At 61.5% G+C, this 15,959-nt stretch carries 11 protein-coding genes; 10 read left to right on the plus strand and 1 reads right to left on the minus strand.

Going from position 1 to position 15,959, the window contains the following annotated elements:
• Positions 1-81 precede the first annotated feature (81 nt).
• The 5 genes from glnA (at position 82) to ntrC (ending at position 6,893) form a co-directional block, all read left to right on the plus strand.
• Positions 82-1,497: a type I glutamate--ammonia ligase gene (gene glnA / locus Q7T64_RS15665; RefSeq protein WP_304797624.1), complete on the plus strand. Its 1,416-nt coding sequence runs from the start codon at positions 82-84 to the stop codon at positions 1,495-1,497.
• A gap of 351 nt (positions 1,498-1,848) precedes the next feature.
• A complete protein-coding gene (locus Q7T64_RS15670) occupies positions 1,849-3,273 on the plus strand; it encodes a UbiD family decarboxylase (RefSeq protein WP_304797626.1) in 1,425 nt (474 codons plus the stop codon).
• Positions 3,274-3,526: 253 nt separating this feature from the next.
• A complete protein-coding gene (locus Q7T64_RS15675; RefSeq protein ID WP_304797628.1) occupies positions 3,527-4,018 on the plus strand; it encodes a DUF4124 domain-containing protein in 492 nt (163 codons plus the stop codon).
• Positions 4,019-4,139: 121 nt separating this feature from the next.
• Positions 4,140-5,213, plus strand: a complete 1,074-nt coding sequence (gene glnL, locus Q7T64_RS15680; RefSeq protein WP_304797630.1) for a nitrogen regulation protein NR(II) — start codon at positions 4,140-4,142, stop codon at positions 5,211-5,213.
• A gap of 105 nt (positions 5,214-5,318) precedes the next feature.
• The gene (gene ntrC, locus Q7T64_RS15685) at positions 5,319-6,893 is read left to right on the plus strand and encodes a nitrogen regulation protein NR(I) (protein ID WP_304797632.1); all 1,575 of its coding nucleotides are present in this window, start codon (positions 5,319-5,321) and stop codon (positions 6,891-6,893) included.
• Between the two features lie 34 nt (positions 6,894-6,927).
• On the opposite strand, the gene prpR is transcribed toward ntrC, so the two are convergent.
• Positions 6,928-8,568: a propionate catabolism operon regulatory protein PrpR gene (gene prpR, locus Q7T64_RS15690; RefSeq protein ID WP_304797634.1), complete on the minus strand. Its 1,641-nt coding sequence runs from the start codon at positions 8,566-8,568 to the stop codon at positions 6,928-6,930.
• A 231-nt stretch (positions 8,569-8,799) separates the two neighbouring features.
• Between prpR and prpB the strand changes: the two genes are divergently transcribed.
• The 5 genes from prpB to Q7T64_RS15715 form a co-directional block, all read left to right on the plus strand.
• Positions 8,800-9,690, plus strand: coding sequence for a methylisocitrate lyase (prpB, locus tag Q7T64_RS15695; RefSeq protein WP_304797636.1), 891 nt, complete (start codon positions 8,800-8,802; stop codon positions 9,688-9,690).
• A gap of 16 nt (positions 9,691-9,706) precedes the next feature.
• Positions 9,707-10,864 carry a 2-methylcitrate synthase gene (gene prpC, locus Q7T64_RS15700; RefSeq protein ID WP_304797637.1) on the plus strand — a complete coding sequence of 386 codons (1,158 nt, stop codon included), beginning with the start codon at positions 9,707-9,709 and terminating at the stop codon, positions 10,862-10,864.
• 15 nt (positions 10,865-10,879) lie between these two features.
• The gene (acnD, locus tag Q7T64_RS15705) at positions 10,880-13,474 is read left to right on the plus strand and encodes a Fe/S-dependent 2-methylisocitrate dehydratase AcnD (protein ID WP_304797639.1); all 2,595 of its coding nucleotides are present in this window, start codon (positions 10,880-10,882) and stop codon (positions 13,472-13,474) included.
• A 169-nt stretch (positions 13,475-13,643) separates the two neighbouring features.
• Complete coding sequence (gene prpF, locus Q7T64_RS15710; RefSeq protein ID WP_304797642.1) at positions 13,644-14,834, plus strand: 2-methylaconitate cis-trans isomerase PrpF; 1,191 nt, start codon at positions 13,644-13,646, stop codon at positions 14,832-14,834.
• A 150-nt stretch (positions 14,835-14,984) separates the two neighbouring features.
• A partial coding sequence (locus tag Q7T64_RS15715; protein ID WP_304797644.1) for an AMP-binding protein occupies positions 14,985-15,959 on the plus strand: 975 nt, incomplete at its 3' end.

The following is a 15,959-nucleotide window of genomic DNA, read 5'->3' on the forward strand; positions in this document are numbered from 1 at the left end:
CTACGGAACTTGTTGCAAAGTTCGCTGAGCCAAGGTCCCTGACAACAACATTATTCGCACTACTCTTTTAGGAGAATTCGCATGGCAAGGACGGCCGCAGAGGTCTTGAAGATGGTGAAAGACAACGAAGTCAAGTTCGTTGACTTCCGTTTCGCTGACACCCGGGGCAAGGAGCAGCACGTCACGGTTCCCGTTTCGCATTTCGACATGGACAAGTTTGAGTCCGGTCATGCCTTCGACGGTTCTTCCATCGCTGGATGGAAGGGCATCGAAGCATCGGACATGCTGCTGATGCCGGATGCAAACACCGCGAACATCGATCCGTTCATGGAAGAGACCACGCTGTTCATGCAGTGTGACGTCATCGAGCCATCGGATGGCAAGGGTTACGACCGCGATCCGCGCTCAATTGCCAAGCGCGCCGAAGCCTACCTGAAATCATCCGGCGTGGGCGACACCGCCTACTTTGGCCCGGAGCCGGAATTCTTCATCTTCGACAGCGTGCGCTGGCAGATCGACATGTCCGGCTGCTTCGTCAAGATTGGTTCGGAAGAAGCATCCTGGAGCACCGCCAAGGAACTCGAAGGCGGCAATACCGGCCACCGGCCGACGGTCAAGGGCGGCTATTTCCCGGTTCCACCGGTCGACAGCTTCCAGGACATGCGTTCAGAAATGTGCCTGATCCTCGAGTCGATGGGCATTCCTGTCGAAGTGCATCACCACGAAGTGGCAGGCGCCGGACAGAACGAAATCGGTACCCGGTTCTCCACCCTGGTCGAGCGCGCGGACTGGACCCAGAACATGAAGTACGTGATCCAGAACGTGGCCCACACCTACGGCAAGACGGCGACGTTCATGCCCAAGCCTATCGTCGGCGACAACGGTTCCGGCATGCACGTGCACCAGTCGATCTGGAAAGATGGCAAGAACCTGTTTGCCGGCGACGGCTATGCTGGCCTGTCCGATTTCGCGCTGTACTACATCGGCGGCATCATCAAGCATGCGCGTGCACTCAACGCCATCACCAATCCGGGTACGAACTCGTACAAGCGGCTGGTGCCGGGCTTTGAAGCACCGGTCAAGCTGGCTTACTCGGCACGCAACCGTTCGGCTTCGATCCGCATTCCGTATGTTGCCAATCCGAAGGGTCGCCGCATTGAAACCCGTTTCCCGGATCCACTGGCCAATCCATACCTGTGCTTCGCCGCGCTGATGATGGCTGGCCTGGACGGTGTGCAGAACAAGATTCATCCGGGCGAAGCGGCATCCAAGGATCTGTACCACCTGCCACCCGAAGAAGACGCAAAGATCCCAACCGTCTGTTCTTCGCTTGAACAGGCCCTGGAATATCTTGATGGCGACCGTGAGTTCCTGACCCGTGGCGGCGTATTCAGCGACACCATGATCGACGCTTACATCGAACTGAAGATGCAGGAAGTCACGCGTTTCCGCATGACGACCCATCCGATCGAGTTCGACATGTACTACTCGCTGTAAGCAGCAGCGGCTGCAATAGCCGGGTCAGCGCACCGACCCGGCGACAGTCTGGACAGGTATCCCGGGGTGAAAGCCCGTTGCGGGATCAATATCCCGGCTGGCATATCAGAAAGCCATTTGCACGGCCACTTGTCGCTTGACCAGTGCGCCATCCTGGTTCGGACAGACCCCGTTACGCGTCTTAATCGGCGCGTAACGGCGGATTGTCGAATAAAATACCGAACCCGCCGCGCAGGCATTGCGCTTGACCGGGTATCTGTATCCCCATTCCCCCGTTGATGACCAAGACAGATGTGGATGCCTGTCCCTGTCGGGTCGCATCCGGGTGGAGAATAATAAATCCAGAAGGAGATGAAGTTGACCACAGAATTGCCAAAAATTATCGACACCCGATTCCGCACTGCGCTGCGCCGGCTCCACGCCGCGGGGCGCATTGACACTTACAGCGGCCCGGTCGATGTCGATTATGAAATCGCCAGCGTCCTGAAAAAGCGCGACGGCGGCCGTGCCATCCTGTTCCCTGAAGTCAAGGGATTCGGCATGCCCGTGATCGGCAATTTCCTGGCGTCGAAGGACAACTGCGAAGCGGCATTCGGCATGGATTTCCGCGGTATTCGCCAGTTCGTCACGCGCGCAATGGCAAACCCGATCGACCCGCAAATCGTGCCGACTGCGCCGTGGCAGGAAAACGTCTACACGAAAGATTTCGACATCGGCAAAATGCTGCCGGTTCTGCGGCATGCCGAAAACGATCCGGCCCGGTTTGTCACGGCCAGCGTTGTCATCGTGCGCGATCCGGAAACCGGGATCTACAACGCCTCGTACCACCGCATGCAGTTGGTCGGCCCCAACCAGACAGCGTTGAAAATGGATTACGGCCGCCACCTGCGCCTGGCGTTCGAGCGCGCCTGCAAGCGCGGTGAAGACTTGCCCATCGCCATCTGCATCGGCACCGACCTGTCGGTGCTCTATACGGCGGCGACGATGGGTTCGCAAATGCCCGAAACTGCCGATGAGCTGAAGGTGGCTGGCGGACTGATCGGTGCACCACTGCCGGTGTGCAAGGGGCTCACGCAGGACCTGCTGATTCCTGCCAATACCGAAATCGTGCTGGAAGGAGTGCTCCGGCGCAACAAAAGCGTGCATGAAGGACCGTTCGGCGAATTCATCGGCTACATGTCGGCCGACGGCCCGGCCCCGATTTTCGACATCACCTCGATCGGCCATCGCAATGATCCGATTTACTACGCGATCAATGGCTATGGCCGGGAAACGGTCATGCTGCGCAAGTATGTGCTGGAGGCCAGCCTGCTCAAGGTGCTGCAGTCGGCAACGCCTTTCGTCAACGATGTCGAGATCACCGCTGGCGGTCTGCACCGCTTCCATGCCGTGCTGAGTGTCCAGAAAACCTCGGCGCAGCACGATGGCCTGCAGCGCAATGCGATCCTGGCGTCGTTTGGTGCGCTCAAGGACCTGGACATGATCATCGCGGTGGATAGCGATATCGACATCCATGACCCGGCCGATGTGGAGTATGCGCTGGCTACCCGCATGGAGGCATCGCAGGACCTGATCGTCATTCCAGGCGCGCGCGGACATGAATATGTCCGCAAAGGCCGTGACGGTATCCGCGCCAAGCTCGGCATTGACGCCACCGTGCCGTTTGACCAGAAAGAACGCTTCACCAGGGCGAAGTTCAAGGATCTGGCGGTCGACGAAAGCCGAATCGGCGCAAATGCAGCCCAGCATGTGAAGTGGCTGGGTCAGCAGGACTGAGTTCGTCAGCCGGCGCCCGGGATCTGGCAGCTTGTGGCGCTATTGCGCCGCAACATGGCGGGTGCGGGAAGCCCGCTTGTCCGGTGCGCCGAGGGTGCGCACGACGCTGGTACAAGGCGGAGCAGGCTGTTGAATGCTCCGCTTTTTTGCGTCCGGTTGTTGCATTCTGGTCGGCGTCGGGCAGCCAGATTTGAATTGCACGGGCAACTGGCCTAAACTGATCATCCGTCTGTTACGGTGCGGAAACAACTAGATGAAAGCACAACTGACAGTATTGCTGATGGCGCTGGCCGGGGTGGCGCACGCCCAAAGCGACGTCTATGTCTGCGTCGGCGAAAACGGCACACGCGAGTACAAGAATACCGGGCTCACCAAGGGCTGCAAGCGGGTCGACCTGCCAGCGCCGGCCATGATCGCTGCCCCTCCTGCATCCTACAAGAAGCCGGTTGCGCAGACGGCGGCAGCCAAGCCTGCGGCATCGCCCGGCGACTTTCCCCGTATCGACAGCGGTGCGCAAAAGGTGCGCGACAATGACCGCATGCAGATCCTCGCCGACGAGCTGAAAGCCGAGGAAAAGAAAATGGCCACGCTGCGCCAGGAGTTCAATGGCGGCGAACCGGAACGTCGCGGCGACGAACGCAATTACGCCAAGTACCAGGATCGTGTGGCCTCGATGAAGCAGGACCTGGCGCGCGCCGAAAAAAATATCGAAGCCTTGAAACGCGAGATCGCTAACCTGAAATAGCGGCCAGTGCCCTTCTTGTTCCGATCAAAAGGCCGCCCGGTGCGGCCTTTCGCTTATTGTGCATCCGCCAATCCGCTGATTCCTTGATTCGTTGACTTGTTGATTCATTGATACTGAATACGTGAATACCCCTCTATTCCCTACCGCAGGGCTCGACCTGCTGTCGTCTGCCGTGCTGCTGCTCGACGCCGGGCAACGCATCTGCTACGCCAATCCGGCTGCTGAAAACCTGCTGGAGATTTCGGCAAAATCGATGAAAGGCCAGTCGCTGGCCGAGATCTTCGTCAATAGCGAAGAACTGGAGGCGATGTTCGAGCAGGCGGTGGCGCATCAGTTTGCCGACAAGCGGGTTGACATGGCCCTGGAACGTTCGGGCCACGATCCGATCCAGGTGCATGTGGTGGTGGCCGCGCTGGACAGCAGCGAGCAGCCGGTGCTGATCGAATTGCGAGAGAACGTGCAGCAGCTCAAGCTTGACCGTGAAGAGCGCCTGCTGGACCAGAGCCAGGCCAACAAGGAGCTGATCCGCAACCTGGCGCACGAGATCAAGAATCCGCTGGGTGGCATTCGCGGTGCGGCGCAGTTGCTCGAACTCGAGCTGCCGGAGCGCCAGCTCAGGGAGTTGCGGGAATATACGCAAGTCATCATCAAGGAAGCGGATCGCCTGCAGACACTGGTCGACCGCCTGCTGGCGCCGCACCGGCGCCCGCACATCGTCGGGGACGTCAACATCCACGAAGTGTTCGAACGCGTGCGCAGCCTGATCCTGGCGGAATTCCCGAACGGGCTGACCATACAGCGCGATTACGACCTGTCGATTCCGGAATTCCGCGGCGACAAGGAGCAACTGATCCAGGTTGTGCTGAACATTGCGCACAATGCGGCGCAGGCGCTGTCCGGGCGTATCGCCGCTGGCGATGCGGTGCTGAGTTTCGTCACGCGCATCGCGCGCCAGATGACCCTCGCCAAAACCCGTTATCGGCTGGCATTAGACTTGCATATTATCGACAATGGACCGGGCATCCCACCCGAGATACAAGACCGCATTTTCTATCCGCTGGTGTCGGGTCGCGACGGCGGTAGCGGTCTTGGACTGACGCTGGCGCAGACTTTCGTGCAACAGCATCTCGGATCGATCGAATGCGAAAGCCGCCCGGGCCATACGGACTTCCGGATACTGATACCGCTGCCATGAGTTCATGCAGTCGTCGCTTTTCCGGATGGTTTTGGATTCTGCAGGACCCTGGCGCATTCGGAACCAAGAACGCGCCATTGCCTTTGAGACGACTACACAAAACTTATGAAACCAATCTGGATAGTGGATGACGATGAATCGATTCGCTGGGTGCTTGAAAAGGCGCTCGCACGGGAGAATCTCGCCACGCGCAGCTTCTCCAATGCACGCGATGCGATGGAAGCGCTCAAGACCAGCACACCACAAGTATTGGTCTCCGACATCCGGATGCCCGGTGAATCCGGCCTGGTGTTGCTGCAGGAGGTAAAGACGCGCCATCCCGGTTTGCCGGTCATTATCATGACGGCGTTCTCCGACCTCGATTCCGCCGTAGCCGCATTCCAGGGCGGCGCATTCGAATATCTCGCCAAGCCATTCGACCTGGAGAAAGCAGTCGAACTGATCCGCCGCGCACTGGAAGAAAGCCTGCGCGAAGCCAGCGTCGAACAACTGCTCACCGAAACTCCCGAGATACTCGGCCAGGCGCCAGCCATGCAGGACGTGTTCCGCGCCATCGGCCGTCTGTCGCAGTCGCATGTCACGGTCCTGATCACTGGCGAATCGGGCACCGGCAAGGAGCTCGTTGCACGGGCGCTGCACAAGCACAGCCCGCGTTCCGGCCAGCCGTTCATTGCGCTCAATACCGCGGCCATCCCCAAGGATCTGCTGGAGTCCGAGCTGTTCGGCCATGAACGCGGCGCGTTCACCGGCGCCCAGGCAATGCGGCGCGGCCGCTTCGAGCAAGCTGAAGGCGGCACCCTGTTCCTCGACGAGATCGGCGACATGCCGTTCGACCTGCAAACGCGGCTGTTGCGGGTGCTGTCAGACGGACATTTCTACCGTGTTGGCGGACACCAGCCCTTGAAGGCAAACGTGCGTGTCATCGCTGCAACCCACCAGAACCTGGAAACGCGGGTGCGCGAGGGCATGTTTCGGGAAGACCTTTACCACCGCCTGAATGTGATTCGCCTGCGGCTGCCGGCGCTGCGCGAGCGGCGGGAAGACATTCCGATCCTGACGCGTTTTTTCCTTGCCCAGAGCGCCAAGCAGCTTGGCGTCGAAGCCAAGCGGATGTCGGACAATTCGATGCAATTCCTGGTTGGCCTCGAGCTTCCCGGCAACGTGCGGCAGCTGGAAAATCTCTGTAACTGGATCACCGTGATGGCGCCCGGCCAGACCGTGGAGATCAAGGACCTGCCGCCGGAATTGATCGAAGGGCAGGCCGGCGTTGCGCTGCTCACGCCGCATAACGGCATCGTCGCGATACCGTCGCAGTTGGGCCAGGTCGGTAGCGGGAACGTCGATCCGAATACCACCATGATCAACGTCAATGGCGCAGTGCCGGCAGGCGCACCAAGTCAGTACTCCAATGCACTGCCGGGCGCACCGATGTTGGGCAGTGCGCCGGTCAGCGCCAGCTGGATCGCCTTGCTTGAGGCCGAGGCCGCCAGCATGCTGTCGGCAGGACGGCCGGAAGTCATGGACGCACTGGGCCGGCAGTTTGAATCGGCGTTGATCAAGTCGGCACTGCGCTACACGCACGGGCGCAAGAACGACGCGGCGATCCGGCTCGGAATCGGGCGCAATACGATTACGCGCAAGATCAACGAACTCGGGATAGACGGGGCAAAGGACGAGTGAGGGCGGGGCGCTTGTCTGCGCCTTGTCGGGTAGCTTACTTGCCGGCCAGCCGCCGCCAGAGCGTGGTGCGGCTGATCCCGAGATGGCGGGCCAGCGCATTGCGATTGCCGCCAAATTGCGCCATCAACTGGTCCAGGTTTTCGGTGGCGGCTTGCCCGTCACTGTCCACCACCGCTTGCGCTTCGGCCCCGGCCACGCCGGTCGCAGCACCTGCCGCTCCTGGCGCCAACTCAGGCGCGACCTTCAGCAGGAAGCCCGGCCCGAACGCCTGTAATGGCGTTGCGGCCAGATAGAGCGCGGCGCGCTGCATCAGGTTGCGCAGCTCTCGCACATTCCCGGGCCACGCGTAGCCATGCAACAGGCTGGTACAGGCTTCGGTTTCGGCATGCAGGTTGGTTCCGGGGCGAACACGAAGGTCGGCCAGCGCATTCTTCAGGCACCATTCGGCGAGCGGCCCGATATCCTCGACCCGATCACGCAAGGGCGGCAGCGAAAGGCGTAAAACCGACAGCCGATAAAACAGGTCGGCCCGGAAGCGGCCATCCTGCACGCGTTGCAACAGGTCGCAATGTGTCGCGCTGATGATGCGTACGCTGACCGGAATCGGCCGCGTCCCGCCGACCCGCACGATTTCCCGTTCTTCCAGCACGCGCAGCAGCCTGGTTTGCAGCGGCAATGGCATCTCGCCGATTTCATCCAGGAACAGCGTGCCGCCGTGCGCCACCTCGAACAGGCCGGCGTGGCCACCGCGGCGCGAGCCGGTGAATGCGCCTTCTTCGTAACCGAACAGTTCCGACTCCAGCAGTGACTCGGCAATGGCGCCGCAATTGACAGCGACGAAGGGCTTGCGCACGCGCTGGGCGATGGCGCTCTCGCGATGGATCGCCTGTGCCACCAATTCTTTGCCGGTGCCGGTTTCGCCCTGGATCAACACCGTGGCCGGCGACTTTGCGTACAGCACGATCGACTGCCGCAGGGCTTGCATGGCGTGGGATTCGCCACGCAAATCATTGAGTCCGTGACGGGCGCTGAAATGTTCGGCGGCCGGACGTACCGGTTGCCGGGCGGCCTGCAACTGCGCCTGTCGCGCCAGCTCCAATGCCTCCTGGAATGCCTGCCGGATCGATGACGACGAGTAGACCAGCACGCCGGTCACGCCCGCCTCATCCGCCAGGTCCGTGACCAGGCCGGCGCCGACGATGGCCTCCACGCCGGCTGCCTTCAATTCGCCGATCTGCAGCCGCGCATCTTCCTCGGTGGCGTACGTCCGTTGCAGGATCTGCAAGCCGAACGTCGACTGGAAGTCGGCCAGGTCGGCCAGGGTTTCCTGGTAACTGACGATGCCGATCCTGGGCGAAATGCGCCGCGCGCGCGCCAGGGCCTGCAGGTAATCGAAGCCGCTGGCTTTGGCGACGATTACGGGTATCGACAGCCGCGCCTTCAGGTAGGCGCCGTTGGAGCCGGCAGCGATCACGGCATCGCAGCGCTCGTCTTCCAGCCGCGCGCGGATGTGACGCACGGCCTCCTCAAAGCCAAGGCTGATCGGTTCAATGACAGCCTGGCCATCGAACTCAACCGTAATGTCGCGCAACAAATCCGATAGCCGGGAAATGGAGACAGTCCAGATGACCGGTTTGTCGTCGCTGGCAGGCGGGGAAAGGTCAGCTCGAGCCATGTTTCAGTTTTGTTTCAATGTTTCATAAAGACTGTTTCATTGAAACACAATTGAGGGCGGGAGACAAGCTTCCAGTCCTTGTCAGCATAGACAGGGAATCATTCAAGTTGCTGATTCCATGACTATTTTCATTGCGGGGATTTGAAACGTCGGACAGCGCTGCGCTTGGCACAGCGTTTGCGATGGAGTGTCAGTGATTTGCTACTGAAACCGTCCCTACCAGGTGAAACCATGACGCTTCGTTCTGCCGGCGCTGCCTTGCGCCAGGCGCTAAAAGAAGAATCCCCGTTGCAGCTTGTCGGGGCCATCAACGCCAACCATGCTCTGCTGGCAAAACGCGCAGGATTCCGGGCCGTCTATGTGTCCGGTGGCGGCGTCGCTGCCGGCTCGCTCGGCCTGCCTGACCTGGGCATCTCGGGCCTGGATGATGTGCTGACCGACGTGCGACGCATCACCGATGTGTGCGACCTGCCGCTGCTGGTGGATTGCGACACCGGCTTTGGCTCATCCGCCTTCAACGTTGCGCGCACCGTGAAGTCGATGATCAAGGCTGGCGCTGGCGGACTGCACATTGAAGACCAGGTCGGCGCCAAACGATGCGGCCATCGGCCCAACAAGGAAATCGTCAGCAGCCAGGAAATGGTCGACCGGATCAAGGCTGCAGTCGACGCCCGCAGCGACCCCGATTTCGTCATCATGGCACGCACCGATGCGCTGGCCGTGGAAGGGCTGGACGCCGCGATCGAGCGGGCGCTTGCCTGTGTCGAAGCGGGGGCCGACATGATCTTTCCCGAGGCCATTACCGAATTGGCGATGTACAAGAAATTTGCCGACGCAGTGAAAGTGCCGATCCTGGCCAATATCACCGAATTCGGCGCTACGCCGCTGTTCTCCGTCGATGAGCTGCGCAGCGCCGGTGTCGGCATGGTGCTGTATCCACTGTCGGCGTTTCGTGCAATGAACAAGGCGGCAGAAAATGTCTACACGGCACTGCGCCGCGATGGCACACAGAAAAACGTGATCGACACCATGCAGACCCGTATGGAGCTGTACGACCGCATCAATTACCACGACTTCGAGCAAAAGCTGGATGCACTGTTCGTCCAGCAAAAATCAAAATAGAAAGGGAGACCAAGCAATGAGCGAGCAGCAACAGGCATCTGCCTTCAAACCGAAAAAATCCGTCGCCCTGTCCGGTGTGACGGCCGGCAATACCGCACTGTGCACCGTCGGCAAGACCGGCAACGATCTGCACTACCGCGGTTATGACATCCTGGATGTGGCAGACACCTGCGAATTCGAAGAAATCGCCTACTTGCTGGTGCATGGCAAGCTGCCCACGGTGGCCGAACTCAAGGGCTACAAGGCCAAGCTGAAGTCGCTGCGCGGCTTGCCCGCGAATGTGAAGGCGGTGCTGGAATGGCTGCCGGCGTCAGCCCACCCGATGGACGTGATGCGCACTGGTGTGTCGGCGCTCGGCTGCGTGCTGCCGGAAAAGGACGACCACAATGCGCCCGGCGCGCGCGACATTGCCGACCGTTTGATGGCCTCGCTCGGCTCGATGCTGCTGTACTGGTATCACTACAGCCACAACGGCCGGCGCATTGAAGTCGAGACCGACGACGAGTCGATCGGCGGCCATTTCCTGCATCTGTTGCACGGCGTCAAGCCAAGTGCGGGATGGGAAAAAGCGATGCACACTTCGCTGATCCTGTACGCGGAACACGAGTTCAATGCCTCTACCTTCGCTGCCCGGGTGGTTGCCGGCACCGGTTCGGACATGCACTCGGCCATCGCCGGCGCGATTGGCGCATTGCGCGGCCCCAAGCATGGCGGCGCCAATGAAGTCGCGTTCGAAATCCAGAAGCGTTACGACAATCCGGACGAAGCCGAAGCCGACATCCGCCGCCGTGTCGAGAACAAGGAAGTCGTGATCGGCTTTGGCCATCCGGTGTACACGGTTTCCGATCCGCGCAACAAGGTGATCAAGGAAGTGGCCCGCAACTTGTCCAAATCAGCCGGGTCAATGAAGATGTTCGACATTGCGTCCCGCCTGGAAGAGGTGATGGCCGACGCCAAGAAAATGTTCCCCAACCTGGACTGGTTTTCGGCGGTGTCGTACCACATGATGGGTGTGCCAACGGCGATGTTTACGCCCTTGTTCGTGATCGCACGGACCTCCGGCTGGGCCGCGCATATCATCGAGCAGCGCATCGACAACAAGATCATTCGTCCGAGCGCGAACTATGTGGGTCCGGAAGACCTGAAATTCGTGCCGATCAAGAACCGCAAGTAAAACCCAAGCCCCGCCATGAACACCGCAAACCGCAAACCCCTGCCCGGCACCCAGCTTGATTATTTCGACGCGCGCGCCGCGATCGATGCGATCCAGCCCGGCGCCTATGACAAGCTGCCCTATACCTCGCGCGTGCTGGCCGAGAACCTGGTGCGCCGTTGCGACCCGGCCGCGCTGCCGGCATCGCTGGCGCAAATCATCGGGCGCAAGCGCGAGCTCGACTTTCCGTGGTTCCCGGCGCGCGTGATCCTGCAGGACATCCTGGGCCAGACTGCATTGGTCGACCTGGCCGGACTGCGTGACGCGATTGCAGCCAAGGGTGGCGACCCGACCAAGGTCAATCCGGTGGTGCCCTCGCAACTGGTGGTCGATCATTCGCTGGCGGTGGAGTTTGCCGGGTTCGACCCGGACGCCTTCGCCAAGAATCGCCAGATCGAAGAGCGACGCAACGTCGACCGCTTCGACTTCATCCAGTGGTCTAAAAAGGCGTTCAAGAATGTCGACGTGATCCCGCAGGGCAATGGCATCCTGCACCAGATCAATATCGAGCGCATGTCGCCGGTAGTCCAGGCGCAAGACGGTGTCGCCTTTCCCGATACGCTGATCGGTACCGACAGCCATACGCCGATGATCGATGCCCTGGGAGTGGTCGGCGTCGGCGTGGGCGGCCTGGAGGCCGAGAGCGTGATGCTGGGACGCGCAGTCTACATGCGCCTGCCCGACATCGTCGGGGTTGAATTGAGCGGCCGCGCCGCGCCTGGCATAACCGCCACCGATATCGTGCTGGCGCTGACTGAATTCCTGCGCACGCAAAAGGTGGTGTCAACTTACCTGGAATTCTTTGGCGAGGGCGTTGCCCACCTGACCCTGGGCGATCGCGCGACGATTTCCAACATGACGCCTGAATTCGGCGCCACGGCTGCGCTGTTTTACATTGACGAGCGCACCATCGATTACCTGCGGCTGACCGGGCGCGACGATGCGCAAGTCAGGCTGGTGCAGACCTACGCCAAGGCAGCCGGCCTGTGGGGCGACAGCCTGGAATCCGCCGAGTATGAGCGGGTGCTGAAATTCGACTTGTCGAGCGTAGTGCGCACGATCGCCGGTCCTTCCAATCCGCATCAGAAGATCCCAACCTCCACGCTAGGGCAGCACGGCCTGGCCAGGCATATCGAGACCACGCCCGGCGAGATGCCGGATGGCGCGGTGATCATCGCGGCGATCACGAGTTGCACCAACACCAGCAATCCGCGCGGCATGATTGCCGCCGGCCTGCTGGCGCGCAATGCCAACGCCCGCGGCCTGCTGCGCAAGCCCTGGGTAAAAAGTTCGCTGGCGCCGGGCTCGAAGGCGGTACAACTGTACCTGGAAGAAGCGCGGCTGCTGCCGGAGCTGGAAAAGCTTGGCTTTGGCGTAGTGGCCTTCGCCTGCACATCCTGCAACGGCATGAGCGGCGCGCTAGACCCGGCGATCGAACAGGAGGTGCTGGCGCGCAAGCTTTATACGACCGCCGTGTTATCGGGCAACCGCAATTTCGAAGGCCGCATCCATCCGCGTGCGAAGGAAGCTTACCTCGCCTCGCCGCCGCTGGTGGTGGCGTATGCAATCGCCGGCACCATCCGCGTGGACATCGAGCGCGATGCGCTCGGCGTGGACAAGGACGGCCTGCCGGTCATGCTCAAGGACATCTGGCCGGACGACGCCGAGATCGACGCCGTCATCGCCAGCAGCGTCAAACCGGAACATTTCCGCAAGGTCTACGAACCGATGTTCGCCATCAGTGCCGATGCCGCGGAGAAGGTCAGCCCGCAATACGACTGGCGTCCTCAAAGCACCTATATCCGCCGTCCGCCGTATTGGGAAGGCGCACTGGCTGGTGCGCGCAGCTTGCGCGGCATGCGTGCGCTTGCGGTACTGGGCGACAACATCACCACCGATCACCTGTCGCCATCCAACGCCATCCTGCCGGAAAGCGCCGCCGGCGAATACCTGGCCAAAATGGGCTTGCCGCAGGAAGACTTCAATTCGTATGCCACACATCGTGGCGACCACCTGACCGCGCAGCGAGCGACCTTCGCCAACCCGCGCCTGAAAAATGAAATGGTGCTGGAAAACGGCGTGGTCAAAGAGGGGTCGTTGGCCCGCATCGAACCCGAAGGCCGGGTCACCCGCATGTGGGAAGCGATCCAGACCTACATGGAGCGCAAGCAGCCGCTGATCGTGATCGCCGGCGCCGACTATGGGCAGGGCTCGTCACGCGACTGGGCTGCCAAAGGCGTGCGGCTGGCCGGCGTGGAGGCGATCGTTGCCGAAGGCTTCGAGCGTATCCACCGCACCAACCTGGTCGGCATGGGCGTGTTGCCGCTGGAATTCAAGCCGGGCGTCAACCGCAAGACACTGGCGATCGACGGCAGCGAAAGCTTCGACGTGATGGGCGAACGTACGCCGCACGCGACACTGGTGCTGACCATCACCCGGCGCAACGGGGAACGGATCGAAGTGCCGGTGACCTGTCGTCTCGATACCGCGGAAGAAGTGGCGATCTACGAAGCGGGCGGCGTATTGCAGCGCTTTGCCCAGGACTTCCTCGAATCGACCAAGGCCGCCTAGGTCAGGTCGCTGGCGCATGCAGGACAGGGCAGGCCAGCCGCGCCGCGGCTTGTTGCGGTGTGGCCGGACCTGGCCCCCCTGGGCAGGGTACCGACTGGCCTCGTCCCGGCGCCACTGCATGCGTCAAGCATCGTTCTATTAACGCAGCGTTCACAAGGACAAGTACTTCATGGCCAGCGCACCCCAGATCAAGATACCCGCCACCTACATGCGTGGCGGCACCAGCAAGGGCGTGTTCTTCCGCCTGCAGGATTTGCCCGCAAGCGCACAGCAAGCGGGCGCGGCGCGTGATGCGCTGCTGCTGCGCGTGATCGGCAGTCCCGATCCCTACGGCAAGCAAACCGATGGCATGGGCGGCGCCACCTCCAGCACCAGCAAGACCGTCATCCTGTCCCGTAGCAGCAAGCCCGGGCATGACGTCGATTACCTGTTCGGCCAGGTCTCCATCGATAGTGCATTCGTCGACTGGAGCGGCAACTGCGGCAACCTGTCTGCCGCAGTCGGTCCCTTCGCCATCAGCAACGGACTGGTTGAGGCCAGCCGCATTCCGGACAATGGGGTGGCGATCGTGCGGATCTGGCAGGCCAATATTGGCAAGACCATCATCGCGCATGTGCCCATCACCGACGGCGTGGTGCAGGAAACCGGCGACTTCGAGCTCGATGGCGTCACCTTCCCGGCAGCGGAAGTCCAGCTGGAGTTCATGGACCCGGCAGCCGAGGAGGAGGGCGGTGGCGGCGCGATGTTCCCGACCGGTAATCTGGTGGACGAACTCGACGTTCCCGGCGTCGGACGCCTGCAGGCAACCATGATCAATGCCGGTATCCCGACCATTTTCGTCAACGCCGATGCGATCGGTTACCGCGGCACCGAACTGCAGGACGCCATCAACAGCGATGCCAGGGCGCTGGCCTTGTTCGAGAACATTCGCGCCCATGGCGCAGTGCGCATGGGCCTGATCAAGAACGTCGAGGAGGCCGCCAGCCGCCAGCACACACCCAAGGTCGCTTTCGTTGCGCGACCGACCGATTACATTGCCTCCAGCGGCAAGCCGGTCGCCGCCGGCGATGTCGACTTGCTGGTGCGCGCGATGTCGATGGGCAAGCTGCATCACGCCATGATGGGAACGGCTGCCGTTGCGATCGGCACCGCCGCCGCCATTCCCGGCACGCTGGTCAATCGCGCCGCTGGTGGTGGTGCGCCTGCTGCAGTGCGTTTCGGCCATCCATCGGGCACCTTGCGCGTGGGTGCGCAGGCCAGCGAGGTCAACGGCGAATGGAGCGTGACCAAGGCCATCATGAGCCGTAGCGCCAGGGTGCTGATGGAAGGCTGGGTACGTGTTCCCGGCGACGCGTTCTGAGGGCAGGAAAGCCAGGCAGCAATCGCACACTGCAAATGCAAGGCAATGCACAGAGCAAACAGGTCAAAGCGCAAAGAGCAGGAAATCGGAAATGCAACATGCGGCCGCGCACAAGGCCGCTGCAAGAATACAACCCATCCGGGAGACGGCATGAACTACGAAGCGTTCTACCAGCAATCAATCGACAATCCCGAGGCCTTTTGGGGCGGCGAAGCACAGCGCATACACTGGCAAACGCCCTACACCAAGGTGCTCGACGATTCGCGCAAGCCGTTCAACAAATGGTTCGTCGGCGGCCAGACCAACCTCTGTTACAACGCAGTCGACCGCTGGGCGCAAACCCAGGCTGACTTGCCGGCACTGATCGCGGTGTCGACCGAGGTCCGTCCTGACGGCGCGCCGGTCGAGCAGGTCTACAGCTTTCGCGAATTGCAGGCAGAGGTCGAGCGGGCTGCGGCAATCATGCTGTCGCTGGGTGTCGGGCGGGGCGACCGTGTGCTGATTTACATGCCGATGATTGCGCAGGCCGTGTTCGCCATGCTGGCCTGTGCGCGCATCGGCGCGGTGCATTCTGTGGTGTTCGGCGGCTTCGCCTCTGCCAGCCTGGCCACCCGCATCGATGACGCCTGTCCCAAGCTGGTCGTGTCGGCCGACGCCGGTTCGCGTGCGGGCAAGGCGGTGCCCTACAAGCCATTGCTGGACAAGGCAATCAGGCAGGCTGCGCACAAGCCGGCGCATGTGTTGCTGGTCGATCGTGGACTGGTGCCGCTGCAGATGGTGGAAGGTCGCGACGTCGACTACGCCACATTGCGCGCGCAGCATCTGGATGCCCGCGTGCCGGTCACCTGGCTGGACTCGAACGATATCTCCTACATCCTGTACACCTCAGGCACGACCGGCAAGCCCAAGGGTGTGCAGCGCGATGTCGGCGGGTACGCGGTGGCGCTGGCGAGTTCGATGAAGCATATATACTGCGGCAATGCGGGCGAGACCTATTTCGCTACCTCGGACATTGGCTGGGTGGTCGGGCATTCTTATATCGTCTACGGTCCCTTGTTGGCCGGAATGGCGACCATCATGTACGAGGGCATGCCGGTGCGTCCGGATGCGGGCATCTGGTGGAGC

Origin of the sequence: Lacisediminimonas sp. (assembly GCF_030645335.1) — a bacterium.
In the GTDB taxonomy this organism is placed as follows: domain Bacteria; phylum Pseudomonadota; class Gammaproteobacteria; order Burkholderiales; family Burkholderiaceae_D; genus Lacisediminimonas.

Excerpts from the sequence above, each read along its gene's own strand:
- glnA (WP_304797624.1), top strand. The coding sequence starts at position 82 with ATGGCAAGGACGGCCGCAGAGGTCTTGAAGATGGTGAAAGACAACGAA.
- Q7T64_RS15670 (WP_304797626.1), top strand. The coding sequence starts at position 1,849 with ATGAAGTTGACCACAGAATTGCCAAAAATTATCGACACCCGATTCCGC.
- Q7T64_RS15675 (WP_304797628.1), top strand. The coding sequence starts at position 3,527 with ATGAAAGCACAACTGACAGTATTGCTGATGGCGCTGGCCGGGGTGGCG.
- ntrC (WP_304797632.1), top strand. The coding sequence starts at position 5,319 with ATGAAACCAATCTGGATAGTGGATGACGATGAATCGATTCGCTGGGTG.
- prpR (WP_304797634.1), bottom strand. The coding sequence starts at position 8,568 with ATGGCTCGAGCTGACCTTTCCCCGCCTGCCAGCGACGACAAACCGGTC.
- prpB (WP_304797636.1), top strand. The coding sequence starts at position 8,800 with ATGACGCTTCGTTCTGCCGGCGCTGCCTTGCGCCAGGCGCTAAAAGAA.
- prpC (WP_304797637.1), top strand. The coding sequence starts at position 9,707 with ATGAGCGAGCAGCAACAGGCATCTGCCTTCAAACCGAAAAAATCCGTC.
- acnD (WP_304797639.1), top strand. The coding sequence starts at position 10,880 with ATGAACACCGCAAACCGCAAACCCCTGCCCGGCACCCAGCTTGATTAT.
- prpF (WP_304797642.1), top strand. The coding sequence starts at position 13,644 with ATGGCCAGCGCACCCCAGATCAAGATACCCGCCACCTACATGCGTGGC.